This is a genomic window from Pseudomonas sp. RT4P38, from assembly GCF_054897765.1.
Genome location: NZ_CM142703.1, coordinates 720,098 through 747,094 on the forward strand (window position 1 = coordinate 720,098; position 26,997 = coordinate 747,094).

The following is a 26,997-nucleotide window of genomic DNA, read 5'->3' on the forward strand; positions in this document are numbered from 1 at the left end:
CCTTTGCGAGGGCACATTAATCTTTGAGGCGCCTTGCGCCTGCATGCAGACTAAAGAGGCTAGACCCCTGTGGCATTGACGATTCTTGGCCTGTCCGGCGCCCTTAGCCATGATCCTTCCGCAGCGTTGTACATCGACGGCAAGCTGGTCGCGGCGGCTGAGGAAGAGCGCTTTGTGCGAGATAAACATGCAAAGAACCGCATGCCTTACGAGTCGGCGAAGTTCTGCCTCGAGCAGGCCGGCATCAAGCCATCCGACGTTGATGTGGTAGCGATTCCGTTCGCGCCGATCAGCCTGTTCGGCAAGGCTCGCTGGCATTACGCCAAGCGTTACTGGTACGCCCCGGACCGCGCGCTCGATGCGATCCTGATGGGTAACCGTCGTTACAAACGCTATCGCAACAAGATTGTCTGGTGCCTCGAGCAATTGGGATTCGATCCGAAGAAAATCAAGATCGAGCCGGTCGAGCATCACCTGGCCCACGCTTCCAGCGCTTATCACTGCTCCGGTTTCAAAGAGAAAACCGCGATCCTCGGGATCGACGGCAAGGGTGAGTACGCCACGACCTTTTTCGGTTACGGCGAAAACGGCAAGATCCACAAGATCAAGGAATTCTTCGATCCGGACTCCCTCGGCGGCCTGTACGGCGCGATCACCGAGTTCCTCGGTTTCGAGATGCTTGACGGTGAGTTCAAGGTCATGGGCATGGCGCCGTATGGCGATGCCAGCAAATACGATTTCTCGCGTCTGGCTTCGTTCGAGAACGGCGAGCTGGTGATCAACACCGACTACGCCAACGTCATCGGCTTGCGTCGCTATAAAGAGAAAGGCAAAGGCTTCTATTTCTCGCCGAAGCTGATCGAGTGGCTGGGTCCGAAGCGCGAAGGCGACATCGCCGACGAACCGTACATCCACTACGCCGCGAGCATGCAAGCGCTGTTCGAAAAGATCTCGCTGCAGATGATCGACCACTACCTGGGCGACGTACTCAAGGAAACCGGCAAACTGGCCTTCGCCGGTGGCTGTGCGTTGAACGTCAAACTGAACCAGAAAATCATCGCCCGCGATGACGTCAAAGAGCTGTTCGTTCAGCCTGCATCCGGCGATGCCGGCACTGCGGTTGGCGCGGCGGCTTATGTGTCCCACGCCCGTGGTGTGCCGGTCGAGAAGATGGAACACGTCTACCTCGGCCCGTCCTACACCAACGAAGACGTGCTCGCTGCGTGTGCCCGTCACCCGAGCAAGCCGGTATGGCGCAAGCTCGAGAACATGCCGGAAAACATCGCCAGAATCATGGTCGATGGCAACCCGGTGGCCTGGTTCCAGGGTCGCATGGAGTTCGGTCCGCGCGCCTTGGGTGGTCGTTCGATCATCGGTTGCCCGAGCGCCACCGGCGTGGCTGACCGGATTAACCACCAGATCAAGTTCCGCGAGCGCTGGAGGCCTTTCTGCCCGTCGATGCTCGACACCGTTGCACCGCAGATGATCAAGATCGATCACCCGGCGCCGTTCATGACCTTCACCTTTGAAGTGGCTGAAGAGTGGAAAACCCGCGTACCGGAAGTCGTCCATGAAGACGGTACGTCCCGGGCCCAGGTGCTCAAGCGCGAATACAACCCGCGCTACTACGACATGATGAAGGCGCTGGAAGTGCTGACCGGTAACGGGGTGTCGCTGAACACTTCGCTCAACCGTCGTGGCGAACCGATGATCTGTTCGCCGACGGATGCCCTGAACATGTTCTTTGGTTCTGATCTGCAATACTTGATCATGGAAGACATTCTGGTGGTGAAAGAGGGCGCGGACGCATATGACACGCTCGGCTGAACGCCATGTGCTGCAGTTCTGTCACGGCTATGACGGGCCGTTTCTGGACTGCGCCCGGCAGTACGCCAGCCTGTTCGCGGGGACAGGTTATCGAGTGACCACGGTGTTCCTGACCGGGGCTGCCGATGCCGAAGTCGCCGCGGCCTGTGCTTCCGATGAAGTGCTGTTCATGGAATACAGCTCCAAGGCCATTCGTGGCCTGAAGCTGGGCGCCATCAGCGATCTGCGCAAGATCGCCGCCTCGCGCAATTTCAGTTTTTGCATCGCTCACCGTTTCAAACCTATTTATATCGCCTTGCTCGGCACGTCGTTGCCGGTGATTGGCGTGCATCACGCGTTTGACGATTACAAGCGCGGCACACGCAAACTCTTCGCGAATATTTTCCGCAAACGTCTGAGCCTGCTAGGGGTTTCCGATGCCGTGCGCGACGACATGCGTCATTGCCTGCCGAAGTGGCCGGCGGCGCGGATTCAGACACTCTATAACCGTATCGATGTGCAGACCTTGCAGGACAGCCAGGTGTCGGCTCGCGAGGCCCGGGAGACCCTCGGCCTGGCGCCGGATGCCTGGGTTGTCGGCAATGTCGGACGGCTGCATCCGGACAAGGATCAGACCACGCTGCTGCACGGTTTTGCTGCGGCGTTACCGGGTTTGCCGGCCAGCAGCCAACTGGTGATTCTCGGTGCCGGTCGACTGGAACAGGACCTCAAGGCCCTGGCTCGTGAGTTGGGTATCGGCGACCGCGTGCTGTTCCTCGGTCAGGTGCCTGAAGCCCGACGTTATTTCCGTGCCTTCGATGTGTTTGCTCTGAGTTCCGATCACGAACCGTTCGGCATGGTGCTGCTGGAGGCCATGGCTGCCGGCGTGCCGTTGCTTGCCACGGCGTGCGGTGGGGCGAAGGAAGTGGTCGAGGGCGTGGGTATTCTGTTCCCGCTGGGCGATGCCGAGCACTTGGCTCAAGGGCTGCAACATCTGGCCGCGATGGACGAGCAGCAACGTCACCAGTGTGTCGAGCTGATGCTCGATCGCTTGCGTGAGCGCTTCTCCGACCGCGCGGTACGCGATGCTTTCTGGCGTTTGCCGCACGTTACCGAACTGGCACCGAGGGGCTGATGCTCAACCGATTTCAAGGCTGGCGCGAACGTGGCTGGGCGGTAGTCGACGCCTCGGCATATGCCGAGGCCTGGCAACGTTATGGCGGCAGCGTCGCCACTCATCCCATGGTGGTCGACCGGCTGGCGCAGTTGGCCGACATCCCTGTGCGCTACCTGGCCTGGGAGCAAAACGGTGAAGTCAAAGCTGCGATCCCGACCTGGGGTCGCGACCTTGCCTTGTCCAAGGATGTGCTCAAGCGCTGTGGTAAAAAAGGCCTGTTCGACCTCGGTAATGCTGAGCTCATCCTGCCGGCCGCTGCCGATGCACAAGCGCCGCTGCGTCATCGCGCACGCTACTTGTCGGTGCTGAATGAAGGCCGCTTCACCGGCATCAAATTGCAGGCCGAGCAACTGGCGATGGCCCGCACTCCCGAAGAACTGTCGAAGAAGTTTCGCTACAACCAGCGCCGTGAATTGCGATTGCTGGAAGAAGCGGGCGGAGTGGTCCGGCCGGTCGCCGAATTTTCCAGCAGTGAACTGGCAGCGATCTATTGCGACCTGTTCCAGCGCCGCTGGGGCTTCCCGGCGACGGGGGCCGAGCGCATGGCTGAGGTCATCGAATTGCTGCGTGACTTGCTGATCGGCTCGGTGATTTTTCTCAACGATGCGCCGATAGCGATTCAACTGGTCTACCGTGTCGAGACGCCACAGTGGATCAGCGTCGAGTACATCAATGGCGGCGTCGATCCCGAAACCCGCGAATTCAGTCCCGGCAGCGTGCTGAGTTTTCTCAATACGCAAAGCGCTTGGGAGCATGCCCGGGCGTTGGACAAACCCTTGCGCTTTTCTTTCGGTCGCGCCGACCGTGAATACAAGGATCGTTGGTGCAATCCTGTGCCGGTGTTCACCGTATGAGCCAGCCCATGAACCGCAAACAGCAATTGCTCAAGCGCCATCGGCGCATCAAGCGCATCGGTCTGCTCATCGCGTTGGCGCTATTGATTGCCATCGGCGTGCTGGTGACCTGGTGGCTGCCGTTGGTGCTCGCGGTTCTGGGCTGGATTGCCCACGAGGCATGGTTCGCCGACCATTTGTTTTATTCGCCCAAAGACGATTACCAGTACAGCTTTCCACCGTACACCCAACAACCCAAGGTCCACCTTGATGGTGAGCGTTTGCGCCTGGACGACGGCGTCATGCTGGTCGACGACGCCACCCTGGTCCTGGCGCTGCGGATAAAGAGCACCTGGCTGGGACGCTTTATCGATCCAGTGGTCGAGTTGTCGGGGGGGGATAACCCGGACCGACAAACCTTCGAGCGTGGTGTGAACGGCCTGCGTTACCTCAACCTCAGTGGTCAGGCGCACGTTCTGTCGCAAGGTGAGTTACGTCTGCGCGGGCGCTTCTGCCGATTGCTCGGTGAACCGGTGCTCTGGGCGTTCGAGCATCCGGATTACAGCCGTCAGCGGGTGATGGTGATCGCGCCCCACGCTGACGATGCCGAGTTGGCCGCATTCGGGTTGTACAGCAGCGCCACTCAAAGCTGGATCGTGACCATGACCGCCGGTGAAATCGAGGCCGAGCACTATCAGCAGATGGGGCTCAACGGCGTCGAAGCGTCTCGGCTGAAAGGCTCGCTTCGAGCCTGGGACAGTCTCAGCGTGCCGTTGTGGGGCGGCGTACCTCAGGAACGCTGCATTCAGTTGGGGTATTTCTGCCTGCAATTGCCCGCCATGCAACGCGCGCCGACCGAGGCCGTGGTGTCCCGTGAGGCACAGCTTGGCGATACTCGATATTTTCGACGGTTCAATCCGTTTGCCCTGGGCAGTGACGTCGATGGCATACCGTCCTGGAACAATCTACTGGCCGACCTGAGTGAGTTGATTGAGCGTATCCAGCCCCAGGTCATTGTCTTGCCACATCCGCGTTTCGACCCGCACCCAGACCATCTATGCTCACAGCAGGCGGTGATGCAGGCACTGAGCGGGACAGCCTGGCAGCCCGAAACCTTGTTGCATTACGCCAATCATCTGCACGACAACGATCGCTGGCCAATGGGTGATGCCAGCACTGGCGTGACACTGCCGCCACAGATCAATAGTCATGAACCGTTGCGGCCCTGGGCACTCTGCCTGTCGTCCGAAAAACAGTGGCACAAGGCTATGTCGTTGGGCATGATGCACGACCTTCAGCCCCGACTTCCCCTCAAGCGTCTACTTCGCCGGGCGATACAACGTTGTCTGGCGGCCCGACACTGGCCGGCTTTCGGCGAAAACGAGTTCTTCCGTAAAGCGGTGCGACGCCACGAATTATTCTGGGTCCAAGAGCTGTCTGGAAAGAGAGAGACCAATTGAAAGTTCTGTTTCTGGTGCAGAAAGAGCAGCGGGCGATCCTCGATCGACTGTATGACGGTATCGCCGAGCACTGCGACTGCGACAAGCGCGAGCTGACCAGCGCGGAGCAGGACGACTTGCGGGGCTACTTTCGCAAGCATGTCGATGTGAGCCGCTATGACAGGATTGTTTTTTTCCTGCGCTTCAAAAAAGAAATCAGACAGGTGAGGTTCATACAAACCCTGCCCAATCTGGTTGTTCTGGAACACGATGCGTACCAGAATTACATCCCGTGCAAGTACACGGGCAAGTTCAGCGACCATTACCGCAAGCTGCCTTGGGTGCGGGTGATCAGCTCGGGTTTCATGGTCAGCCAGCGCTTGCGTGATGAAGGGTTTGACGCGCATTTCGTGCCCAAGGGCTACGATCAGGCGCTGTTGCAAAACTGCCAGCGTGAACGTGATATCGAACTGGGTTTTGTCGGCAGTCTCAACAGCGTGGCGTATGCCGGACGCAAGGCCATGCTCGAGTCCGTGGCCGAAGTGGAGAACCTGCTGATCACGCGCACCAAGTCGGGTGAAGAATACTGCGAGACGTTGAGCCGGATCCGTTACTTCGTGAGTGCCGACGTTGGCATGGGCGAATACATGATCAAGAATTTCGAAGCCATGGCCTGTGGTTGTGTGCTGTTTGCTTACGATCAAGGGGAAGCAGAGAATCGCGCGCTTGGGTTTGTCGATATGCACAACATCGTGCTCTATCGAACGCGCGACGAACTCAGGGAAAAACTGGCGGTGTTACGCGAGTCCCCACAGCTGACCGAGACCATTTCATTGGCCGGGCAGGCTCTGGTAGAGCAGCGTTACACGTTCCGGGCTGTTGGGCATTCGATTGTCGACGCCCTGCGTGCGCCGCTGCGCGAGCATGTCCCGCTGGGCTGGAAAGAAAAATTACGCTTGTCGCTGGGGCTGTAAAGCCGGGCGATTAAACAACCAATGGTGCGGTGCAAATAAATGCTGTTCAGCGAGACTAGCGACATTTCGGTAGTAATTACTAGTTGCGGTCGCTTCGATCTGTTGAAGCGAACCCTCGAGACGTTTGACCGGTTCAACACGGCTCCCATCCGTAAAGTGTTCATCACCGAGGACTCCGGCGACAGCGCCGTAGAGGCCTGTATTCCGGAGCACTGGAGGGCACATACCCAGGTCTTCATCAACAACCCACGCCTGGGTCAGTTGCGATCCATCGATGCCGCCTATGCCCAGGTGCAGACGTCGTGGATTTTCCACTGCGAAGACGACTGGGACTTCTACCGCGAAGGGTTCATCGAAGAGTCCCAATGCCTGCTGGAGGAAGATCCGCAGGCACTGCAGGTGTGGCTGCGCAGCTTCAATCATGACCTGATGGTTCACAGCCCTTACGTGTTCCTGAACGAGCGCAAAGTCAGCCATGGCATTCCTTTCTACGTACTGGGCTCGCAAAAAGCCGAGTGGCAAGGTTTTTCCTTTAATCCAGGGCTGCGCCGTCGTGCGGATTACTTGATGCATGCACCGTATTCCGGATTCTCCGGGGAGAAAGACCTGTCGCGTCTGTATGCTGGCGAAAACCGCTATGCGTTGATTCTGGAAAACGATGCGGTATTGCACACCGGTTTCGGTGAGCATGTGGTGGTCCCGAAGGAGCGGGTGAACAAATTACGGCGTAAACATCTCGAGCGGCTGAAGCTGATCGCAGCTCTTATTTTGGGTCTGGCAATAGGTTGGGTGCTCCATGGGATTTAGCGGCATGAAGCCAGGAAAGAACACCACGGCGTATTTCGGAACGGTGCTCTGTCTGTTTCTTTTGAGCTTTGTGGTGGGCTGGTCGTCGAAGTGGACCAACAATCTGTTCTACGTCCTGATGGTCTTGCCGGGCCTGGTCTTCCTGATCAAGGAACGCGGTGCAGGCTTGCTCAAGGAGCCGCTGGCGTGGGGTTGGCTGGCGTTCATTCTGTGGTTTCTGGTGCCTGCGACGATTGCAGGGCAGATGCAGTTCTACAAACACGTCTTCTATGTACTGATGTTCGTCATGGTGGCCGGCGCCCTTACCGATCCGCAGTTCTTCCGCAGCGCGGCGTTTATTCGCGCTCAGTTCTGGATTCTGACGTTGTACATTTTCGGCAGCGCGCTCTACGGTTGGGCGACCGGTGAGTTCGCCGTGGGCGGCCGGGTGGGGCTGCTTCCGGCACGCTTGGAGAACGTCATCTACGCCAGCATTTGGCTGTTCTGTGCGTTGGCGCTGGCGCTGCCAATCTGGCTCAGGGAGCGAAAGTATATCGAGGGTGGTCTGGCCATCGTTTTGTCGGTGTTCGCGGTAGCCTTCGTCCTGCAGACGCGTACTGCGTTTGTGGGGGCTGTGTTCCTGTTTGGCATCTGGTTGCTTTACGGCATTTACCTCAAGCCGCGGCTGGTTGGCACTGCGGTGGCGATTGGCGCCGTTGTTTTAGGCCTGCTGTTCCTGGTGGTGCACAACGAAGCCTGGTACCAGTCCCTTTGGAATCGAGGCGATTCGTACCGTATCGAAATCTTTCAGATCATGGTCGGCGAGTGGCGCAACTGCGGCTGGGCACTGGGCTGCGGCATCAACTTTCACACCGCCCAGGTACTCGATGGCTGGATGCCGATTCAGCATCCGCACAACATTTTCGTAGCGCTGGGGCTGTACAGCGGCGGGGTCGCGCTGGTGTTGTTCGTAGCGCTGATGGTTGCAAGCCTTTGGCAGGCCTGGCGTCTGCGCGACGCGTGGGGTATGTACTTGGCGTGTGCGCTGGTGATGCTGAATTTCGATGGCAGTTTGCTAATCGGTAATCCTGACGAGTTGTGGCCGCTGGTGCTGCTGCCCGCCGCGATGATCCTCTCTCGCGTGCTGAAGGCGCGACAACCCGCGCTGGCGTAATGCCTAGCCTTCGCCTCCTCCCCCGGAGGCGAAGGCAGTCAGATCATTTTTGCAGGGCGACGCTCAACTCCTCCGGGGAGCAGATGCTCTGGGTCTGGCCATAATGGTGCATGAAGACTTCGCCGCGACCGTCAAGCAACCATTGCCGGTCTTGCGGGTAACGCACCATATGCTTGAAATTGCGCAGCCGCAGGGTCTTGCGCAACGGACGGCGATATACCCGCATGTCGGCAATGTCGATCAGGCCCAACTGATGCTCGGGTGTGAGCACGATGTTGCCCAGGTGCGCCGAGCGGAAGTAAATCCCCCGCTCATGCAAAGTGGCCATGAAGACCCCCAATTGACCGCGCAACGGATCGGCACCGCCCTCGATGTCCAGCAGCTGACGCAGGGTCCGGCCCGGCAGTGGATCGTAGTGCACGGCATCGCGTTTGATACTCGCAATACGGTAAACCTGACGAATCGACGGGCAGGGGATGTGCCGTTCGCGCAACGCATCGCAGTTGTCGGCAAAGCGTTTGGCGTACGGGTACCACGCAGCCGACGTCAGCAGGCGTTTGCGGCGAAACAGTTTGAGTATTGAACCGTCCGTCAACCGTAGAACCTTGTCCCCCGAACCATCCGCTTCAAGGACTTGTGCTCCCTCGCGCAGGGCGAGATATCGGGTGTGATCAAGCGCTTGCATCAATACTCCGGGTTGGGCGCCGTGAGGCATGGATAGCCGGCCATGTTACCGCAGGTCAGCGACTAAAATGGCCTGTGTTACACTCGCGGGCTCTTTTCTCATACAACGGGTTCTCATGACCAGCCCTGATTCGCCTGCGCCTTCGAGCTTGAAGATTTACCTGCGCCTGCTGTCGTATGTGCGCCCGTACTGGGGGATGTTTGCCATCAGTATCGTCGGCTTTGTGATTTTTGCCTCGACGCAGCCCATGCTCGCAGGGATTCTCAAATATTTCGTCGATGGCCTGAGCAACCCTGAAGCGGTGCTCTTCCCTACTGTCCCGTATCTGCAAGACCTGCAGTTGCTGATGGCTGTGCCGCTGCTGATCATCCTGATCGCCGCCTGGCAAGGCCTGGGGTCTTTCCTGGGTAACTACTACCTGGCGAAGGTTTCGTTGGGGCTGGTGCATGACCTGCGCGTCGAGCTGTTCAACAAGTTGCTGGTATTGCCCAACCGTTATTTCGATACCCACAACTCCGGGCACCTGATTTCGCGCATCACCTTCAACGTAACCATGGTCACCGGTGCGGCCACGGACGCCATCAAAGTGGTCATTCGTGAAGGCCTGACCGTGGTGTTCCTGTTTGCTTACCTGTTGTGGATGAACTGGAAGCTGACCCTGGTGATGCTGGCGATCCTGCCAATCATCGCGATCATGGTGAGCAGCACCAGCAAAAAATTCCGCAAGCAGAGCAAGAAAATCCAGGTGGCGATGGGCGACGTGACTCACGTGGCCTCCGAGACCATCCAGGGTTATCGCGTGGTGCGCAGCTTCGGCGGCGAGAGCTATGAAGAGCGTCGCTTTGCCCAAGCCAGTCAGGGCAACACCGACAAGCAATTGCGCATGACCAAGACCGGTGCGGTCTACACGCCCATGTTGCAATTGGTGATCTACACCGCCATGGCGGTGTTGATGTTCCTGGTGCTGTTGCTGCGCGGCGATGCCACCGCCGGTGACCTGGTGGCCTACATCACCGCGGCGGGCCTGTTGCCCAAGCCGATTCGACAGTTGTCGGAAGTCAGTTCGACGATCCAGAAAGGCGTCGCCGGTGCCGAGAGCATTTTCGAGCAACTGGACGTCGAGCCAGAGATTGACACGGGTACCGTCGAGCGCGAGCGCGTCACCGGCCACCTGGACGTGCGCAACCTGAGCTTCACCTATCCGGGGACCGAGCGTGAAGTGCTGAAGAACATCAGCTTCACGGCGGCACCGGGGCAAATGATCGCCCTGGTCGGTCGTTCGGGCAGCGGCAAGTCGACCCTGGCCAGCCTGATTCCGCGTTTCTATCACCACGAAACCGGCGAAATCATGCTCGATGACGTGGAAATCGAAGATTATCGTCTGCGCAATCTGCGTCGGCACGTGGCGCAGGTGACGCAGCATGTGACGTTGTTCAACGACACCATCGCCAACAACATCGCTTACGGTGACCTCGCCGGCGCACCACGTGCCGACATCGAAAAGGCCGCCACAGATGCTTACGCGATGGACTTCATCTCGGAGATGCCGCAGGGCCTGGACACCCAGGTCGGGGAAAATGGCGTGTTGCTGTCCGGCGGCCAGCGTCAGCGCCTGGCGATTGCCCGGGCCTTGTTGAAGAACGCACCGTTGCTGATTCTCGACGAGGCAACGTCGGCGCTCGACACCGAGTCCGAGCGGCATATTCAGGCGGCACTGGATCAAGTCATGAAAGGTCGCACCACGCTGGTGATTGCTCACCGGTTGTCGACCATCGAGAAGGCCGACCTGATCCTGGTCATGGACCATGGTGAAATCGTCGAGCGCGGCACCCACGCTCAACTGTTGGCGCAAAACGGCTACTACTCGCGCCTGCACGCGATGGGCCTCGACGAACCGGTCACCGCCGGAATCGCCTGACCCGACGAGAGGGGTGAGCCTGGCTCACCCCTTTTTGACGGACGCTTGCCGTCGATTGTCGGATTTTCTGATCAATAAATGAGCAGGAAATCCCGCTGAATCATCCCATTGCAGTCGTCGCACAAGCCCACGCCAACCCTGTGTTAATATCGCGCCCCTGTTCATTTTGTATGTGGGTTGCTCCATGAAGTTGTCCATGCCGCGATTCGATCAAGCCCCTGTCTTGGTGGTCGGCGATGTCATGCTCGACCGTTACTGGCATGGTGGTACCTCACGGATTTCCCCTGAGGCGCCGGTACCGGTAGTCAAGGTCGAGCAAATCGAGGACCGCCCGGGCGGTGCCGCCAACGTTGCGTTGAACATTGCCGCCCTCGGCGCACCGGCCTCGCTGGTCGGCGTGACCGGCGACGATGAAGCCGCCGACAGTCTGGCCAATAGCCTCAAGGGCGCTGGCGTGCGGGCGTTGTTCCAGCGCATTGCGCACCAGCCGACCATCGTCAAGCTGCGGGTCATGAGCCGTCACCAGCAACTGCTGCGTATCGACTTCGAAGAACCCTTCGCCACCGACGCCCTGGCGTTGGGCGCGCAAGTCGACGAACTGCTCGAAGGCGTCAAGGTGCTGGTGCTTTCCGACTACGGCAAAGGCGCGCTGAAAAACCATCAGGCGCTGATCCAGGCAGCCCGTGCCCGTGGCATTCCGGTGCTGGCCGACCCCAAGGGCAAGGATTTCTCGATCTACCGTGGTGCGAGCGTGATCACGCCGAATCTCAGTGAGTTCGAAACCATCGTCGGCGGTTGCGCCGATGAGCATGAGCTGGTGAGCAAGGGCGCGCAGCTGATGCACGACCTCGACCTCGGCGCATTGCTGGTGACCCGCGGCGAACACGGCATGACTCTGCTGCGCCCGGATCATCCGGCGCTGCACCTGCCGGCCCGTGCCCGTGAAGTGTTCGATGTGACCGGTGCCGGCGACACGGTCATTTCCACTCTGGCGGCCGCCATTGCCGCTGGCGAAGAACTGCCCCACGCGGTGGCCCTGGCCAATCTGGCGGCGGGCATCGTGGTCGGCAAACTCGGTACGGCGGCCATCAGCGCGCCGGAACTGCGTCGCGCTATCCAGCGTGAGGAAGGTTCGGAGCGCGGTGTGCTCGGCCTTGAGCAGCTCTTGCTGGCGGTCGATGATGCGCGTGCGCATAAAGAGAAGATCGTCTTCACCAACGGTTGCTTCGACATTTTGCACGCCGGCCACGTGACCTACCTCGAGCAGGCACGAGCGCAAGGCGATCGCTTGATCGTTGCGGTCAACGACGATGCATCGGTGAGCCGACTGAAAGGCCCGGGTCGTCCGATCAACAGCGTCGACCGTCGCATGGCCGTGCTGGCCGGTCTGGGCGCCGTGGATTGGGTGATCAGTTTCGCTGAAGGCACCCCGGAAAACCTGCTGCGCGAGGTCAAACCGGACGTGCTGGTCAAGGGTGGGGACTACGGGATCGAGCAAGTGGTCGGCGCAGACATCGTGACCGCTTATGGCGGAACGGTGAAAGTGCTGGGGCTGGTGGAAAACAGCTCGACCACAGCGATTGTCGAGAAGATCCGCAAATCCGAGTGACGCTGATCGTTCCCACGCTCTGCGTGGGAACGATCAATCAGGAGCTGACTTTTTTACGCGGTACGATTTTCTTCAGCAATTGCTTCGCCTTCCCACGCAACCGCGCCAAACCTGAATCCTTCCCCGGCGGGCTCAAGCCCTGTTGCCGCACCCAATCCTTCCAGCGAATCCGCTCGTCCCGCACCAGCCAGCCTTCCTGCTGGGCAAAACTCTCTGCCAGGTACAACCCGCGAGTACTCGCCGGGTACAGCTGATCCTTCTTCAAGGTATACAACTCGGCCACCGGTTGCCCGTCCTGCAGTGGCATTAAATACAGATCAGGGCGTTTGCGATCCAGCCGCGCCACCAGTTGATCGCCTTCCAGTCGTTCGTCGACATGAAACAAACTCAAGGATTTGGCTTCCTTGGGCACGTCCAGGCGCAAGTCATAGATCAATTGCAGCGAGGCCGTCGGCAAATGCACGTAAGCCTGCGGGCGTTCGATCAACTGCATCTTGGCGCAACGCACCGGCCGCGCCGAACCGGACAGCGGCGTCAGGCGAAACGGCAGAGCCTCGCGATAATGCAGGGCGGACGAGTAGGGCGCCGGCAGCCAGGTGTCGTTGAAGCGCCCGCCGAGCCAGCCTTCTGGCGTTTCCAGCAAGCACTCTTCGGCAATCTCCTGGATCGCCGTGTGCAGCGGCAGGTTCAGCTCATGGGCCGGCACGTAACCGGAGATCAGCTTGAGCACCACATCGCCCCGATCCTGCCGACGCTGACGCACCAGCACCCAGTAATCGCGATTTTGCCAATGCAGGGTCAGGCGCACAGAGACCCCGAGATTGGCCAGCTCAAGCGAAAACCGCTGAGTGTCGGCTACCGTCACCGGGCGGCGACGTTGCAGGGTCTGGGAGAAATTGAGCGGCATCCCGACGCTTTGATAACTCAGGCCTTCGGGAGTCGCTTCGACGAATAACGGCAGGGTCTTGAAGTTGCTCGGGTTCTTTCTTATGAGCGTACGCGGCATGTCGGCTCCTGCTTAAGGCCGCGTGGGCGGCATCAGTTTCTACGTAGCACCTGGGCAACGGTCGCGACGTTATGGGCGAGGTGCAGCGGATTAATGGTCCCGACAATAGCACTGGCAACACCCGGATGTTCAAACAACAACTCGAAGCTGGCGCGAACAGGGTCCACGCCCGGGCTCAGGCAGACGTGGCCGCTGGCGAGGGCTTTTTTGACCAGTATGGCTTTGCCGTGAGCAGCAGCATAGTCAATGACTGGCTTCTCGTTCTGTTCGTTCAGATTGTAGGTGACCATGGCGCAATCACCTTGTTCCAGAGCCTTCAAGCCGCCTTCGACGGTTTTACCGGAAAAACCGAAGCCGCGAATCTTGCCTTCGCTCTTCAGCGCCGCGAGAGTCGCATAGACTTCGCTGTCGTTGAGGATCGCCAGGTCGTTGCCGTCGGAGTGCACCAGCACCAGATCGATAAAATCCGTTTCCAGACGTTGGAGGCTGCGCTCGACCGAGAGCCGGGTATGAGCGGCGCTGAAGTCGTGATGGGACTGACCGTCGGCAAACTCTTCGCCGACCTTGCTGACGATCACCCAGTCCTGACGCTGACCCCGCAGCAACGGACCGAGGCGCTCTTCGCTGCGGCCATAAGCCGGGGCGGTGTCGATCAGGTTGATGCCCATGTCGCGCGCGAGTTTGAGCAGCATGCGCGCTTCGTCGTCATCGGGAATCTGGAAACCGTTGGGGTATTTCACGCCTTGGTCACGGCCGAGTTTTACCGTGCCCAGGCCCAGTGGCGAAACCCGCAGGCCGGTGCTGCCCAGCGGGCGATGCAGATCGTGCAGGGTCGGTTGGCTCATGGCAACAGTTGCTCCCAGGCAGGGACGCCCATCGGCGGTTTTGGCAGGTCGGGCAGCGGCGCCGAGTGGCTTGGCTGGACGCCGTCGCGCTGCAAGGAGGCGATGACCCGGTCGGCGAAGTCTGGCGCGAGGGCCAGTTTGGTCGGCCAACCGACCAGCAATCGGCCCTCTTCGGCAAGAAACGCGTTGTCGGGGCGAGTCAGCCCCGATTGTAGCGGCTCGGCGCGATCCACTCGAAGGGTGGCCCATTGCGCCGTGCTCAGGTCGATCCATGGCAGCAACTGGCCGAGTTCTTTCTGCGCCGTGGCGATTTGCTCGGAGGGGTCGCGGGCAACACCTTCGGCTTCAGCGATATCGCCGCCCAGGTACCAGACCCATTGGCCATCGGCGGCTGGATGGGTGGTGACGGTAATGCGCGGTTTGGTGCCGCCGCCCAGGCAGTGGGCATACAGCGGTTTGAGGCCCGGGCCTTTGGCGATGATCATGTGCAGCGGCCGGCGTTGCATGGCCGGCTGGCTCAGCCCCAGGGTTTCGAGCAACGCCGCCGTACCGGCCCCGGCGCTGAGCACGATGCGCTGGGCGCGGATTTCGCGCTCGTCGACTTTGAGGCCGACCAGAACGCCACCTTCCAGCAACGGTTCGATTTTCTGGCCGGCGAGCAAACCATCACCCGCCAGATCGGCCAGGCGCTGAATCAGGCTTGGCACGTCGATCACCAGTTCTGCCAATCGATAAACCTTGCCTTTGAAGCGCTTGTCTTGCAGGGCGGGTGGCAGTTGCTCACCCTTGACCTGATCAACGCGGCCGCGCACCGCTTTGCTGGCGAAGAAACTGGTGAGGTTGCCGGCGATCGTACCGGGAGACCAGAGGTAATGGGCTTCGGACAACAGGCGCACGCCGCTCAGATCCAGCTCGCCGTCACCGGCCAGGGCTTCACTCCAGCGGCGAGGCATGTCGGCGATGGCTTCCGATGCACCGGTCAGGGCGCCATGCAACGCGTACTTGGCGCCGCCGTGGATGATGCCCTGAGACTTCACGCTCTGCCCGCCGCCGAGGCTGGCGCTTTCCACCAACACGGTCGAAAAACCCTGGCGGCGCAGGCGCGCATTCAGCCAGAGGCCGGCGACACCAGCGCCGACAATCAGAACGTCGGTGGAAATAACGGATGGCATGCAACGACCTCAGTGTTCAAGACGAGGGCGCAGTATACAGACTCGACGGAGAGGGGATTTGTTGGTGATCTTTGGGAGGACGCAAAACCTGTGGGAGCGAGCTTGCTCGCGATAGCGGTGGGTCAGTCAACATTGATGCTGAATGTCATGTCGCCATCGCGAGCAAGCTCGCTCCCACAATGGATCGGGCTTCGGGTCTTAATGGCCGGCGGTTTTGGAAAATAGTTGGATCACTACGACGCCCAAGACGATGAGCACCATCCCCAGCATTGCCGGCACATCCAGTTTCTGCCCGTAGATAAACAGCGCCGCCACACTGACCATCACGATCCCCATGCCGGCCCACACCGCGTAAGCGACGCCCACCGGAACGCTGCGCACCACCAGCGTCAGCATCCAGAAGGCGATGCCGTAGCCGACAATAACCAGAATCAGCGGCAGCGGGGTGCTGAAGCCTTTGACCGCTTTCATCGAAACGGTGGCGATCACTTCGGCGCAGATGGCGATGGCCAGGTAGTAGTAAGCGGTCATAGGTGCATCCTCGTGTGAAGTGTTGCTTTCTGAGGTCGGCATTCTATAGATTCTCCAGATGCGGTAAAGTCATTACCTATCTGTTCTGAAGATGGGTTGAGGCTATGAGCATGCAATGGAATCTGGAGCAGCTGCGTTTGTTTGTCAGCGTAGCGGAGCAGCGTTCGTTTTCAGCGGTGGCGCGGGATCAGCGCAAGGCGCAGTCGGCGATCAGCAGTTCGATTGCGCTGCTGGAAGAGGACCTGGGCATCAGCCTGTTCGACCGCAGCAGCGGCCGCCAGCCGAAGCTCACCGAGGCTGGTAACGCGTTGCTGGACGAGGCGCGGGAAGTGTTACGCCAGTGCGAGCGCCTTAACGGTCGGGCACTGGCAATGATGCGCGGCCAGGAGGCGCGTCTGCGTGTGGCTCAGGATGAGGCGATGCCCTATCAACCGATTATCGAAAGCTTCGAAGCCCTGGCTCAGCAATTTCCCAGCCTTGAAGTGCAGCTGACCAGCGCCGCCCAGGGCGATGTTGCGCGCAAACTGGTGGAGCGTCGGGCCGATCTGGGGTTGCTGTTTTATCACGACCAGATTCCCGAAGCGCTCGAGCGGCGGGTGTTGGGCAGCGTCGAAATGGTCACGGTGTGCGGCGTCGGCCACCCACTGGTGAAACAGGCTCAGGTCGACTGTCAGCAACTGGCGCAGCATCGACAGTTGCTGATGTCCACGCAGTCCAGTGTCTATCCCGGAAGCGAACCCGCCAGCCCGCAAGTGTGGCGGGCCGACAGTTTCTACGTGATGGCTGAATGGCTGGTGCGCGGACTCGGTTGGGCCTGGCTGCCGCGCCACGTGGTGCAGTACCCGGCGTATCAGGATCTGATGGTCGAACTGGTCAGCGAATGGACCCCGCCAGCGCTGGTGGTGGAGCTGGTCTGGCGCCGCGATGAGCCTCTGGGGCCGGCGGCTCGTTGGCTGGCGGAACGTTTTGCCGTGCACTTGCAGACGATCGGTGAAAAAAGCCGATAAACTCCGCCGCCATGAATAGAACTCTCTACACCGCGCTGTTTTACCTGGGGCTGCCACTGGTAGCGATTCGGCTTTGGCTGCGGGCGCGCAAGGCACCGGCGTACGCAAAGCGCATTGGCGAACGTTTCTCCCTCGGGTTACCGGCGATGAAAACGGGCGGCATCTGGGTGCACGCGGTGTCGGTGGGCGAAAGCATTGCTGCGGCGCCGATGATTCGCGCCTTGCTGCAACGTTATCCACAGTTGCCCATTACCGTGACCTGCATGACCCCGACCGGGTCCGAGCGAATTCAGGCGTTGTTCGCCAACGAGCCGCGAATCCAGCACTGCTATTTGCCTTACGACTTGCCGTGCGCTGCGGCGCGATTCCTTGATCGGGTCCAGCCGAAACTGGCGGTGATCATGGAGACCGAACTCTGGCCGAACCATATCCATCAGTGCGCCAAGCGCGGGATTCCCGTGGCACTGGCCAATGCGCGACTGTCCGAACGTTCGGCCAAGGGTTATGGCCGCTTCGGCAAACTGACTCAGCCGATGCTCGCCGAAATGAGCCTGTTCGCGGTGCAGACCGAGGCCGAGGCCCAGCGCTTTCGCGATTTGGGTGCGCGCCCGGAAACGGTCGAAGTGACCGGCTCGATCAAATTCGACCTGACCATCGACCCGGCACTGCTCCAGCGTGCCGCCGAGTTGCGTACGCAATGGCAGGCCCAGGAACGCCCGGTGTGGATCGCTGCGAGTACCCACGAAGGCGAAGACGAAGTGGTGCTGGCGGCTCATCGCCAGTTGCTGGCCAATCATCCCGATGCGTTGCTGATTCTGGTACCGCGTCATCCGGAGCGATTCAATTCGGTGTTCGAGTTGTGTCAGCAACAGGGTTTCGCCACGGTGCGTCGGTCCACTGGCGACCCGGTCACTGCGCAGACTTCGGTGCTGGTGGGCGACACCATGGGTGAGTTGCTGTTTCTTTATGCCTTGGCTGACAGCGCTTTTGTGGGTGGCAGTCTGGTGCCGAACGGCGGGCACAACCTGCTGGAACCGGCTGCTTTGGCCAAACCTGTGTTGAGCGGGCCGCACCTGTTTAACTTCCTCGAAATCGCCGCGCAGCTGCGCAGTGCCGGGGCGATGCAGGAAGTAGAGGATGCCGAAGGTCTGGCGCTGGCGGTGCAGCGATTGTTCGAGTTGCCACGGGATGCGCAGCGGATGGCGGAGGCGGGGTTGAAAGTGATGCGCACCAATCAGGGCGCGTTACAGCGGTTGCTGGATGGGTTGGACAGGTTGATTCAGCGCTAACCTGTAGGCGCACGCGGTGCGGCGATGCGACTTGCCGGCGATGGCGATCTTGAAAGCGCCATCGCGGGTATCGTTTTCGCCACCCCTCTCATTCATTGACGTAACGGCTTGCGAAGCGGAAAGGTCTGACCCTATTCAAAGACCCTTCCTACATTAATCTTTTTCCCCCGTTGATAACGTGCCCGCCAGTTTCGCGTGCACAGACCATGGACGGTTTGGACATCGCGCTTCATTTCCTCTTTGCTTAAGGATAAGCGTATGTTCGGATCGGCCAATACGGCGCACTTCGTGCTGCACATCCCCGCTGTTCGTAACGATTTCAAAGTCCTCGTCTTTGACGGTGTTGAGGCCATCAGCGCCTTGTATGCGATCCAGATTGAACTGGTCAGCGAACACCCTGATTTCGAGCTGGAGAGTCTGCTCAGCCAACCCGCGTTTCTTCAATTTGGCCTGAATGGCGAAGGCCTTCACGGTCGGATCGAAGACGTGTTCGTGGGTGAGGCCGGCAAGCGCCTGACTCGTTATCACCTGACCCTCGTACCGACGCTGCATTATTTGCAGCTCAGCCACAATCAGCGGATTTTCCAGAACCTGACGGTGCCGCAAATTATTGCTCAGGTGCTCAAAGGTCACGGCATTCAGGCCGATGCGTTTACCTTCCATGTCAGCACCAGCCCCGAGCGCGAATACTGCACCCAATATGGGGAAAATGACTTCGAGTTCGTCCAACGTTTATGCGCCGAGGACGGCATCGCCTGGCATCACCAGTATTCGCCAGACGGTCATTTGCTGGTGTTCACCGATGACCAGACCTACTTCCCCAAACTGGGCGAAACGCCTTATCAGCAAGACTCCGGCATGGTGGCAGAGCACCCGGTGGTCAGCCAGTTTTCCATGCGTTTCCGCACCCGTACCAGCACGGTCACGCGCCGGGACTATGACCTGAAACGACCGAGTCTGCTGCTGGAAAGTCGCTTTACTGCCGAGTTCAGCCCTGAGCTCGAAGACTATCGTTACCCCGCATTAATCGAGAACGAAAAACGCGGTAAACAACTCGCTCGTCAGGCCTTGGAGCGGCACCGTGCCGATTACCAGTTGACCGAGGGCAACAGCGATCAGCCCACGTTGCGCTGCGGTCACTTCTTCGACCTGACCGAACACCCGCGCAAAACGTGCAACGATTTGTGGTTGTTGCTCAGCGTGACGCACGCTGGAAAGCAACCTCAGTCACTGGAAGAGGCCATTACCAGCGACGTAAAACCCGAAGACGGCTTTACCCAAGGCTATCGCAACCGCTTCCGCGCCATTCCCTGGGACGTGTTTTACCGTCCACCTTTGCGTCCACGCAAAACCGTACTGGTCAGCCAGACCGCTCGCGTGACCGGGCCGGTCGGCGAAGAGATTTATTGCGATGAATATGGCCGTGTCCGTGTCGAGCTGCCGTGGGATCGGGCCGAACTCAACAGCGAAAAAAGCAGTTGCTGGCTAAGGGTGTCATCGAGTTGGGCGGGTGAAAACTTTGGCGCGGTGACCATCCCGCGCATCGGCATGGAAGTGGTGGTGACTTACCTGGAAGGCGACCCCGACCAACCGTTGATCACCGGGTGTGTGGCCAACACTGTCACCTCAGTGCCGTATTCGTTGCCCGAGCACAAAACCAAAACCGTGCTGCGCAGCCACAGCTCTCCGCACACCGGTGGTTACAACGAACTGTCGCTTGAGGACCGCGCCGGGCAGGAAAAAATCTACCTGCGCGCGCAGCGCGATATCGAGCAATTGGTCCTCAACGACAGCGACACCAAGATCGGTAACGACCGTCGCGAACAGATCACTCGGGACAGCCACAGCCTGATCAGCAACGACCGTTTCGAGCAGGTGGACAACCACAGCGCCAGCCTGATCAAGGGCGACGAGTTGCACACCACCCAAGGTGTGCGCAACACGGTGGTCGGTGGCAATGAGCTGATCTCCATTACCGGTAACAGCAGCACCACGGCAGGCGGCACGTTGGTGATTCAGGCTGGACCTCACGCCCATGTCACCGCTGCGAACGTGGTGATCGATGCGGGGATGAGCCTGACGCTTAAGGCTGGCGGGCACCACATCGTGATCAACTCGGGCGGGATTTTCAGCAGCGTGGCCATTGTCGAGGGTGGGGCTCCGGTAGCCGGTGTGCCTGTTCAATCCGCGCTTTCATTGGTTCCAGTGGCTGCGCAGGCCCTGATTGCGCCATCCCTGGCCGCGCAAAAACTGGCATTGACTCAGGCAGCACAACAGGCCGCGCCGATCTGTGCCGTGTGTCAAAAACTGGCGGAGATATCGGCATGAGTCAGGCTTATCTACTGCTGGATCGCGCCCAGATTGAACGTCTGCCCGAGCGTCTATTTGAGCTGGGGAGCACAACGTCTCAATCGCTCTATCAGACAACTGCCTATAGCCCATTGGAGGAAGTCGGGCCGGTACTGCTGCCTGTTTCCCCTAATAGTCCGCTAGCCCAGACCTTTTTTCGGGACTGGAGCGCGACGTGTGGTATCTGGTTGGAGTCAGAGGCGCAAGAAGCGGTCGTTCTTGAGCATTTACGGAGCCTGATTCACGTCCGTGTCGCGGGGGATGTCACGGTCTTGTTCCGTTACCACGACCCGCGTATCTCGGCATTGTGGCTAGCGCAGTTGGCCGCCTGCGAGCGTGATCGCCTGATGGGTCCTATACGACTGATCCGGCTCCCGGAATTGGATATCCATCAAGAAAACCCGGATCAGCCCGCTGCACAGTATGCGCAAGAGCCGTGGTTGTTCTTGCCTGCGGAGCAACTGGATCACTTGGGCGCGGCTCAACGGCAGCGTTTCGCTCAACTATTGATCGAACACTGCCAACAGTACTTTTCCGAATACCTGCAAGGGCTGGACGACTTTGCATTGCAACAGTGGGCATCTCACTGCCAGCACACTGCCGAACGTTACGGTTACAGCGCCATCGATGAAGTCCTGCTCTGGGCTCGCTTCCACGCTGCGCTGGGCACTGACTTTCCCGATGCACCTGATCACGCCGCTTACCGAAGGATGTTGGCCGAGCCCGGTGTCTCGCCCGAGCAACGGCTGGATAACCTGAATGCCGAACTGACGCGTCAGCAGCTCACCGGCAAGGAGTCCTGCCAATGAGCGCAGAAAAACTAGCGATGATCGACCGAGCCGCTCAGGCCGAACGCGCCGCCAAGGCTCAGCCTCACGTCGATATCAACAGTACGCTTACGCCGTGCCCGGCCAGCCAGGCCGAGATTTTCGTCGTGCCCGTGCGTTATGCCTTGGCTGAAGAAAAGGCCGCCAATCCTTGCTGCGTTCCCGGCGTCACCACGCAAAGCCGCCCCATGGCGGCGCGTCGCTTGCGGGCCGGGTTTGTTTATCTGTGGCAGGACAAAGACCCCCTTAAACGGTATGCCGTCTCGCCGAATGGTCTGCTCAAAGAGCAAGCGCTCGACGCCGATGCGACCCCGGTGCTCGACGGTACATTGACGGGCCTGGCCCTGGAAAAAATCCACGACGCCTGGATGCTCTACAGCGAGTTCCCATTGAACCCCGAGCACTGCCAGTCGCTAAGCGACAGCAGCGCCAAACGTCGTGCGCACATGCGTCATGTGGCGTTGCGCACCGTGGCCAACGAACTGCAAGCCGAGCATTGCCCGCCGCTGGAAAAAGCCGTTGAGGTCATGGCCGAACTCCTGCCCAATACCTTCGCCCGGTCGATGAAAGTGGACCAGCTACGGGGCGCCGAGGACACCGAGGCACTGGGCGCAACGCTGATGAAAGAGCCGACCCCGGTCAACATCAAGGCCTACACCGACGCCATGCAACTCGCGCGTGAGCGCGAAAAAGTCCTAGCCCAATACCCCGAGGCCAGCGATCAAGCGCCAGGCGAGTGGAGCGCCGAACCTTGGGATGGCCAGGGCATTCAGGATTGGTTGGAAAGCGCCAAGGCACACGCCAAGGACCTTTTTTCCGTTTTTGCCTGCCTCGATGACGATCTGGGCGTGCTGCGTGATATCAACCATGAGCAGGAATGGGTCGAGGCGCGTCACGAAAAGTGGCTAGGTGATAACAACCTGCGCCTGAGCATTGGTGGGTTTGTTCGCAGCCTGATCACTGAAGATGGCGCCGAACTGGCCGGGTCCATCAGCTACCGCTACAAGGCCCGAGACATCACCCTCACGCCCGAACAGGGCCAAGTCATGCTCGACACCCAGCATCGGCTGGATGAGGAACTCAAGGCTGAAGCCCGGGCCCGTCAATACGGCGGTCAGCCCACTCAGACTGAAGCCGCCGCCCGCGATGCACGAATCGCAGCCATCGTCGCCCCGGTACGGGCCTTTATTGCGGCGGACTTGTACAACGAAGTGGAATTCGTCGTCCGCGAATACCGCGCTGAAAAGCACGCCAACCTCAACAACCATTTCTTCAGTGCCAAGGTCGGCAAGTACATCGACCTCGAGGCGATGAATACCTGGTTCGCGCAGACCGCAGCGGCGCACTACCAACAGATCGAACAGCGTCACACCGCGTTGTTTGGCGACCGGGGCATGTACCTCAACCGCTCGCTCAGCGGCACCTGGTTTGTCGATTACTCCGATCTGGACACTCGCCACTGGCTGACCGAACTGGCCACCGGCTGCCTGACCGCCCAATGCCTGCGCGCCCAGGGCGCCGAGCAATACGCCGACTACGTGCGAGCCGCCGACGGCGGTGCCCTGAAACAACTGTTCAGCGCCTGGACCCCCTCGATCGATGCGGCCGTTAACAACACCTCTCGCCTGGGCGAGCTGATGGCCGCACTGGCCTCCGACAACATCAGCGCCACTCACCAGGCATTGGCGCCGTTGAGTGCAGCGGTTCTAGACGACATCGCGGCCATGGCCCGAGACGCCAGCAGCCAATGGAGTGTGTTAGTCAACCGACTGGCGGCTTCACTGTTGTTGCTCAAGGGGAGCAACAACTTTAGCCGCTCATGGATGGGCGTCTTTGTCGCCGCGCGCCTGGGCAGCGACACGCGTTTGCAGTTCGTGACCGAGGCCGGCCGGCAGGTGTGGAAGTTGTTGGGGCAACAGGCCGAAGCACTGGGCGACTGGGCGAAGGCGACCGGGAAGGCCATTGGTGCCGGGCGGGTTGGGCGGATAGTTAACTCGCCTGTTGTGGCTAATAGCGGCGGGGTGGTGCCGTTGGCGGCGTTGTTGTTGAACGTGCTGAATGCGCATAACTATTTGAGTCAGGCCGGGGTGTTGGAGGGGATGGACGACCAGCGCCAATACGATACGGCCTCCGCCACGCTATATGCTGCCGCAGCGTTGGTGGCGGTGGTTGATAATCAGGTGCGGGTGGGGTTGGGGAAGGATCGGTTCCTGATTCGTTCATCTGCGGCTCCGACGCTTACGCTGTTTGGTGGGGTGATTGGTGGATTGTCATTTGCCGCCGCAGTGAACGAATACAGATCTCTGCAAACTCAGCTAGAGCGAGCCCATACTCATGTCGATCCGTGGCTGGAGATGCGTCAGAACGTGGTCGCTGGGCAGGTCGGTGCTTTTGGTGCTCAGGCACTGTTGGGGATGGCCCAAACCGGCAGAGCCTTGGCGGGATTAGTCGAGGTCGAAGTCGCCATCTTGCGTTACACGCTGTACATGGGACCGTTGAACTGGATCATTGCCGTGTTGGGCGTGCTGTACCTGACTACCTGGTTCTTTGAGCGGACGCCTCTGCAAAACTTCCTGAGCTTCTGCTGCTGGTCAAAATTACGAGCTATTGATCTGGAACCTATCTCGCCTAAAGCCCAACAGGACGAGCTCGACCGGCTGTACTTCATCCTTTATGCCCCTCGGGTCAGCATGCAAAGCAACTCGGAGTCGACCGCTGGTAATGGCCCTTCAGGCCTCGCTTTCGTCAGCTCAATCAATGCCCTGACGATCGATTTGCCGGGGGCGGAGCCGGGTAGTGCCTATCTGGAACTGAGCATGGTCGGTGACCCGGAGGATACCCAAGGCTACCGCCATCTGATCAAAAACAGCCCGACCAGTAACTTCAAGCCACCTCGTCCTTGGCGAGATATGACACCTCATTGGCTGTCCAGCAGCGTCTGTCAGTGGATACCGTTTAAGGAAGGTCAGGGCTTACGCTTGAGCGGCCCCTTCAAAGAGCTGGAAAACGTATTGAGGACAAAACCCAGCACTGTTTCGCTACGTTTGCGATATCGCACGCCATTGACCGCGATACTCGGCGCCCGCACCTTTATCGGCGGCGAGCGAGGGCTTGCCTTTACTCTGAATGACTCAACTGGCGTGATAGAACTGCGGGCCGACCCGACACCCCAACTGGATCGTGTGCCCAATTACCCGCTCGGCGAGGACCACCCCGGCGCATTTACCTGCAACCCAAGGACAAAGCATGAGCACGCCACCGGCAGGTACCACGAAAAAACGGACTTTTTCGCGCAATGACTACCTGGCGCCATTACCCATCCCTACGGGTAGAAAACCCTCAGATGTGCTCAACACCATTTGGCGTAAGAACGAGGCGTTTCTCGATATTGGCAACTACAGCATCGGGTCGGCGGTAATGGTGCTGTGGCCGATGGTATTGCTGTTTGCACTTTTGAACTACATCACTCCCGATCCTCTGATATGGGGTGGAGGGCTAATCATCGTGGGCATTCCTATTTTGCTTGTGGTCTATGGCCTATTCCGCGAAGTGCCCCTCCCCGTTCGGTTCAATCGCCAGCGCCGAGAAGTCTGCGTACCCCGCGACGATGACGAGTACTGGATCGTGCCCTGGGAAACCGTCACAGCCGCCGCCACACAGCACTCGTCGGTCAGTCAGGCTGGTAAAGCCACGATGGGCTTATTGATCATCGGTTTCGAAAACCCAGACCCGCAGGCCAAGGAAGACAACAAACACTTTTCGCTGGGTTTCAACTGTGGAGGCGGCACCACGGCGATGGCGTTGTGGGAGTGCATGCGCAGTTACATGGAGATTGGTCCGGAGGCTGTTGAGGATCAAACAGCACGTTTCGACAGGTCTAAAGGGATATGGGCGACCTATCTGGACGATCTTGTAAAAGCTGCAAAATTGAGAGGTTGGCCTTTAACCATCTTGTGGGAAGGTTTCTGCGGGATCTTCATTTTCAATACGTTGCTAATCGACGTCCTTGAGCGGTGGAAACTGAATCCGCCGCCAGACCTGCCCTATCCCGACATCATCGAATGGTCAAAACCCTTGCCTCCCGAGCAGTGGGCCAAACGCTCCCCAGAACTAGTAGCAGCCATAGCCAAACGCGAGGCTGAACTGGCCACGCAGGCAGAGCGAGAGTTGGCTTGACGGCGAACACCCAGGGCTACCGCGATCTGATCAAAAACAGCCCGATCAACAACTACAAGCCACCTCGTCCTTGGCGAGACGTGACGCCTCACTGGTTATCCAGCAGCGCCTGTCAGTGGATACCGTTCAAGGAAGGTCAGGGCTTACGCCTGAGTGGCCCCTTTAATACGCTGCCGAACGTATTGGGCACGCCACCCAGCACTGTTTCGCTCCGATTGCGTTATCGCACGCCATTGACCGCCATGCTCGGCGCCCGCACCTTTATCGGCGGCGAGCGAGGGCTTGCCTTTACCTTGAATGACACATCAGGCGTGATAGAGCTGCAGACCGACCCGACGCCTCAACTGGATTCTGCGCCAAGTTACCCGCTCGGCGAGGACCACCCCGGCGCCATTTACCTGCAACCCAAGGACAAAGCATGAGCACGCAAGCGGCAGGTACCACGAAAAGAAGGATATTTTCGCGCAATGACTACCTGGCGCCGTTGCCCATCCCTACCGGAGAGAAACCGCAGGACGTACTCAACACCATCTGGCGTAAGAACGAGGTGTTTATCGATATTGGCAGTTACAGCATCGGTTCGGCGGTAATGGTTCTGTGGCCGATGGTATTGCTGTTTGCGCTCTTGAACTACTTCACTCCCGATCCTCTGATATGGGGCGGAGGGCTAATCATCGTGGGCATCCCTATTTTGCTTGTGGTCTATGGTCTATTCCGCGAAGTGCCCCTACCCGTGCGCTTCAACCGCCAACGTCGAGAAGTCTGCGTCCCCCGCAACGACGGCGAGTACTGGATTGTGCCCTGGGAAACCGTGACGGCAGCAGCCACCCAGCAGTCGTCGGTCAGCCAAGCCGGTAAAGCGACGATGGGTTTATTGATCATCGGTTTCGAAAACCCGGACCCGCTGGCTAAGGACGACAACAAGCATTTCTCCCTAGGCTTCAACTGTGGAGGCGGCACCACGGCGATGGCGTTGTGGGAGTGCATGCGCAGTTACATGGAGATTGGGCCGCAGGTTCTGCCAATCACAAATGACTTTGAGGGCGGACGAGAAAAGCTGAGGGGTAGGAGCGTCTTTTGGGGAATTTGTTGTGAGTATCTAGATGGCATTAGGCAACACTTGGTAGCGCAGGAAGTTGGCAAGGCGTTATGGCTGGTCATTGCGGCCGTACTTCTAGGTGCTCCGCTGGCAATGATGTTGCAAGTCTGGAAGCTATCGCCGCCACCCGACTTGCCCTATCCCTGCATTATCGAATGGTCAAAACCATTACCCCCCGAGCAGTGGGCCAAACGCTCTCCAGAGCTGGAAGAAGCTATAGCCAAACGCGAGGCTGAACTGGCCGCGCAGGCGGAACAAGCGTTGCTTATGGAACAGTCTTAGAAACTGTAATGTC

Annotated in this window: 22 protein-coding genes; 17 read left to right on the plus strand and 5 right to left on the minus strand. The window is 59.4% G+C overall.

The window, feature by feature from the left end; all coding sequences use genetic code 11:
* Positions 1-69 precede the first annotated feature (69 nt).
* Genes ACYZT7_RS03295 through ACYZT7_RS03325 form a run of 7 tightly spaced genes read left to right on the plus strand, consistent with a single transcriptional unit; the run spans position 70 to position 8,189 of the window.
* A complete protein-coding gene (locus ACYZT7_RS03295) occupies positions 70-1,827 on the plus strand; it encodes a carbamoyltransferase family protein (protein WP_462039930.1) in 1,758 nt (585 codons plus the stop codon).
* Positions 1,811-2,941 (plus strand): glycosyltransferase, encoded by a 1,131-nt coding sequence (locus tag ACYZT7_RS03300; RefSeq protein WP_462039931.1) that lies wholly within the window; start codon positions 1,811-1,813, stop codon positions 2,939-2,941. Before ACYZT7_RS03295 ends, ACYZT7_RS03300 begins: the two co-directional genes overlap by 17 nt.
* Complete coding sequence (locus ACYZT7_RS03305; protein WP_462039932.1) at positions 2,941-3,837, plus strand: antimicrobial resistance protein Mig-14; 897 nt, start codon at positions 2,941-2,943, stop codon at positions 3,835-3,837. Before ACYZT7_RS03300 ends, ACYZT7_RS03305 begins: the two co-directional genes overlap by 1 nt.
* A gap of 8 nt (positions 3,838-3,845) precedes the next feature.
* A complete protein-coding gene (locus ACYZT7_RS03310) occupies positions 3,846-5,276 on the plus strand; it encodes a PIG-L deacetylase family protein (RefSeq protein WP_462039933.1) in 1,431 nt (476 codons plus the stop codon).
* A complete protein-coding gene (locus ACYZT7_RS03315; RefSeq protein WP_462039934.1) occupies positions 5,273-6,229 on the plus strand; it encodes a glycosyltransferase family protein in 957 nt (318 codons plus the stop codon). The genes ACYZT7_RS03310 and ACYZT7_RS03315 overlap by 4 nt, the downstream gene beginning before the upstream one ends.
* A gap of 39 nt (positions 6,230-6,268) precedes the next feature.
* Positions 6,269-7,036: a glycosyltransferase family 2 protein gene (locus ACYZT7_RS03320; protein ID WP_462039935.1), complete on the plus strand. Its 768-nt coding sequence runs from the start codon at positions 6,269-6,271 to the stop codon at positions 7,034-7,036.
* Positions 7,037-7,040: 4 nt separating this feature from the next.
* On the plus strand, positions 7,041-8,189 hold the full coding sequence (locus ACYZT7_RS03325) for an O-antigen ligase domain-containing protein (protein ID WP_462039936.1): 1,149 nt from the start codon (positions 7,041-7,043) through the stop codon (positions 8,187-8,189).
* A 43-nt stretch (positions 8,190-8,232) separates the two neighbouring features.
* On the opposite strand, the gene ACYZT7_RS03330 is transcribed toward ACYZT7_RS03325, so the two are convergent.
* Positions 8,233-8,874 carry a BUD32 family EKC/KEOPS complex subunit gene (locus ACYZT7_RS03330; protein WP_462039937.1) on the minus strand — a complete coding sequence of 214 codons (642 nt, stop codon included), beginning with the start codon at positions 8,872-8,874 and terminating at the stop codon, positions 8,233-8,235.
* 115 nt (positions 8,875-8,989) lie between these two features.
* Between ACYZT7_RS03330 and msbA the strand changes: the two genes are divergently transcribed.
* A complete protein-coding gene (gene msbA, locus ACYZT7_RS03335; protein WP_462039938.1) occupies positions 8,990-10,792 on the plus strand; it encodes a lipid A export permease/ATP-binding protein MsbA in 1,803 nt (600 codons plus the stop codon).
* Between the two features lie 184 nt (positions 10,793-10,976).
* Positions 10,977-12,401, plus strand: coding sequence for a bifunctional D-glycero-beta-D-manno-heptose-7-phosphate kinase/D-glycero-beta-D-manno-heptose 1-phosphate adenylyltransferase HldE (gene hldE / locus ACYZT7_RS03340; protein ID WP_462039939.1), 1,425 nt, complete (start codon positions 10,977-10,979; stop codon positions 12,399-12,401).
* Between the two features lie 37 nt (positions 12,402-12,438).
* Here the strand turns inward: hldE and ACYZT7_RS03345 are convergent, their stop codons facing one another.
* From ACYZT7_RS03345 to ACYZT7_RS03360, 4 genes are all read right to left on the minus strand, one after another.
* Entirely contained in the window at positions 12,439-13,407 is a 969-nt protein-coding gene (locus tag ACYZT7_RS03345) for a metal ABC transporter ATPase (protein ID WP_462039940.1), read from the minus strand.
* Between the two features lie 32 nt (positions 13,408-13,439).
* Positions 13,440-14,252 (minus strand): aldo/keto reductase, encoded by an 813-nt coding sequence (locus tag ACYZT7_RS03350; RefSeq protein ID WP_462039941.1) that lies wholly within the window; start codon positions 14,250-14,252, stop codon positions 13,440-13,442.
* Positions 14,249-15,424 (minus strand): NAD(P)/FAD-dependent oxidoreductase, encoded by a 1,176-nt coding sequence (locus tag ACYZT7_RS03355; protein ID WP_462039942.1) that lies wholly within the window; start codon positions 15,422-15,424, stop codon positions 14,249-14,251. Before ACYZT7_RS03355 ends, ACYZT7_RS03350 begins: the two co-directional genes overlap by 4 nt.
* A 198-nt stretch (positions 15,425-15,622) precedes the next feature.
* Entirely contained in the window at positions 15,623-15,955 is a 333-nt protein-coding gene (locus ACYZT7_RS03360; RefSeq protein ID WP_222589507.1) for a DMT family transporter, read from the minus strand.
* A 104-nt stretch (positions 15,956-16,059) separates the two neighbouring features.
* Here ACYZT7_RS03360 and ACYZT7_RS03365 point away from each other — a divergent pair, with 104 nt between their 5' ends.
* The 8 genes from ACYZT7_RS03365 to ACYZT7_RS03400 all read left to right on the plus strand — a co-directional run bounded on the left by ACYZT7_RS03365 (position 16,060) and on the right by ACYZT7_RS03400 (position 26,984).
* Positions 16,060-16,962, plus strand: coding sequence for a LysR family transcriptional regulator (locus ACYZT7_RS03365; protein WP_462039943.1), 903 nt, complete (start codon positions 16,060-16,062; stop codon positions 16,960-16,962).
* An 11-nt stretch (positions 16,963-16,973) separates the two neighbouring features.
* Positions 16,974-18,251, plus strand: a complete 1,278-nt coding sequence (waaA, locus tag ACYZT7_RS03370) for a lipid IV(A) 3-deoxy-D-manno-octulosonic acid transferase (protein ID WP_462039944.1) — start codon at positions 16,974-16,976, stop codon at positions 18,249-18,251.
* 258 nt (positions 18,252-18,509) lie between these two features.
* Positions 18,510-20,579, plus strand: a complete 2,070-nt coding sequence (locus tag ACYZT7_RS03375; RefSeq protein WP_462039945.1) for a type VI secretion system Vgr family protein — start codon at positions 18,510-18,512, stop codon at positions 20,577-20,579.
* Positions 20,576-21,409, plus strand: a complete 834-nt coding sequence (locus tag ACYZT7_RS03380) for a DUF4123 domain-containing protein (protein ID WP_462039946.1) — start codon at positions 20,576-20,578, stop codon at positions 21,407-21,409. The genes ACYZT7_RS03375 and ACYZT7_RS03380 overlap by 4 nt, the downstream gene beginning before the upstream one ends.
* Positions 21,406-24,726, plus strand: coding sequence for a toxin VasX (locus ACYZT7_RS03385; protein ID WP_462039947.1), 3,321 nt, complete (start codon positions 21,406-21,408; stop codon positions 24,724-24,726). The genes ACYZT7_RS03380 and ACYZT7_RS03385 overlap by 4 nt, the downstream gene beginning before the upstream one ends.
* Positions 24,674-25,603, plus strand: a complete 930-nt coding sequence (locus ACYZT7_RS03390; protein ID WP_462039948.1) for a hypothetical protein — start codon at positions 24,674-24,676, stop codon at positions 25,601-25,603. Before ACYZT7_RS03385 ends, ACYZT7_RS03390 begins: the two co-directional genes overlap by 53 nt.
* Positions 25,600-26,025 carry a hypothetical protein gene (locus tag ACYZT7_RS03395; protein WP_462039949.1) on the plus strand — a complete coding sequence of 142 codons (426 nt, stop codon included), beginning with the start codon at positions 25,600-25,602 and terminating at the stop codon, positions 26,023-26,025. The genes ACYZT7_RS03390 and ACYZT7_RS03395 overlap by 4 nt, the downstream gene beginning before the upstream one ends.
* Complete coding sequence (locus ACYZT7_RS03400; RefSeq protein WP_462039950.1) at positions 26,022-26,984, plus strand: hypothetical protein; 963 nt, start codon at positions 26,022-26,024, stop codon at positions 26,982-26,984. The genes ACYZT7_RS03395 and ACYZT7_RS03400 overlap by 4 nt, the downstream gene beginning before the upstream one ends.
* The last annotated feature ends 13 nt before the right edge of the window (positions 26,985-26,997 follow it).

Excerpts from the sequence above, each read along its gene's own strand:
- ACYZT7_RS03300 (WP_462039931.1), top strand. The coding sequence starts at position 1,811 with ATGACACGCTCGGCTGAACGCCATGTGCTGCAGTTCTGTCACGGCTAT.
- ACYZT7_RS03305 (WP_462039932.1), top strand. The coding sequence starts at position 2,941 with ATGCTCAACCGATTTCAAGGCTGGCGCGAACGTGGCTGGGCGGTAGTC.
- ACYZT7_RS03310 (WP_462039933.1), top strand. The coding sequence starts at position 3,846 with ATGAACCGCAAACAGCAATTGCTCAAGCGCCATCGGCGCATCAAGCGC.
- ACYZT7_RS03320 (WP_462039935.1), top strand. The coding sequence starts at position 6,269 with ATGCTGTTCAGCGAGACTAGCGACATTTCGGTAGTAATTACTAGTTGC.
- ACYZT7_RS03325 (WP_462039936.1), top strand. The coding sequence starts at position 7,041 with ATGAAGCCAGGAAAGAACACCACGGCGTATTTCGGAACGGTGCTCTGT.
- ACYZT7_RS03330 (WP_462039937.1), bottom strand. The coding sequence starts at position 8,874 with ATGCAAGCGCTTGATCACACCCGATATCTCGCCCTGCGCGAGGGAGCA.
- msbA (WP_462039938.1), top strand. The coding sequence starts at position 8,990 with ATGACCAGCCCTGATTCGCCTGCGCCTTCGAGCTTGAAGATTTACCTG.
- hldE (WP_462039939.1), top strand. The coding sequence starts at position 10,977 with ATGAAGTTGTCCATGCCGCGATTCGATCAAGCCCCTGTCTTGGTGGTC.
- ACYZT7_RS03345 (WP_462039940.1), bottom strand. The coding sequence starts at position 13,407 with ATGCCGCGTACGCTCATAAGAAAGAACCCGAGCAACTTCAAGACCCTG.
- ACYZT7_RS03350 (WP_462039941.1), bottom strand. The coding sequence starts at position 14,252 with ATGAGCCAACCGACCCTGCACGATCTGCATCGCCCGCTGGGCAGCACC.
- ACYZT7_RS03355 (WP_462039942.1), bottom strand. The coding sequence starts at position 15,424 with ATGCCATCCGTTATTTCCACCGACGTTCTGATTGTCGGCGCTGGTGTC.
- ACYZT7_RS03360 (WP_222589507.1), bottom strand. The coding sequence starts at position 15,955 with ATGACCGCTTACTACTACCTGGCCATCGCCATCTGCGCCGAAGTGATC.
- ACYZT7_RS03365 (WP_462039943.1), top strand. The coding sequence starts at position 16,060 with ATGAGCATGCAATGGAATCTGGAGCAGCTGCGTTTGTTTGTCAGCGTA.
- waaA (WP_462039944.1), top strand. The coding sequence starts at position 16,974 with ATGAATAGAACTCTCTACACCGCGCTGTTTTACCTGGGGCTGCCACTG.
- ACYZT7_RS03375 (WP_462039945.1), top strand. The coding sequence starts at position 18,510 with ATGTTCGGATCGGCCAATACGGCGCACTTCGTGCTGCACATCCCCGCT.
- ACYZT7_RS03380 (WP_462039946.1), top strand. The coding sequence starts at position 20,576 with ATGAGTCAGGCTTATCTACTGCTGGATCGCGCCCAGATTGAACGTCTG.
- ACYZT7_RS03385 (WP_462039947.1), top strand. The coding sequence starts at position 21,406 with ATGAGCGCAGAAAAACTAGCGATGATCGACCGAGCCGCTCAGGCCGAA.
- ACYZT7_RS03390 (WP_462039948.1), top strand. The coding sequence starts at position 24,674 with ATGAGCACGCCACCGGCAGGTACCACGAAAAAACGGACTTTTTCGCGC.
- ACYZT7_RS03400 (WP_462039950.1), top strand. The coding sequence starts at position 26,022 with ATGAGCACGCAAGCGGCAGGTACCACGAAAAGAAGGATATTTTCGCGC.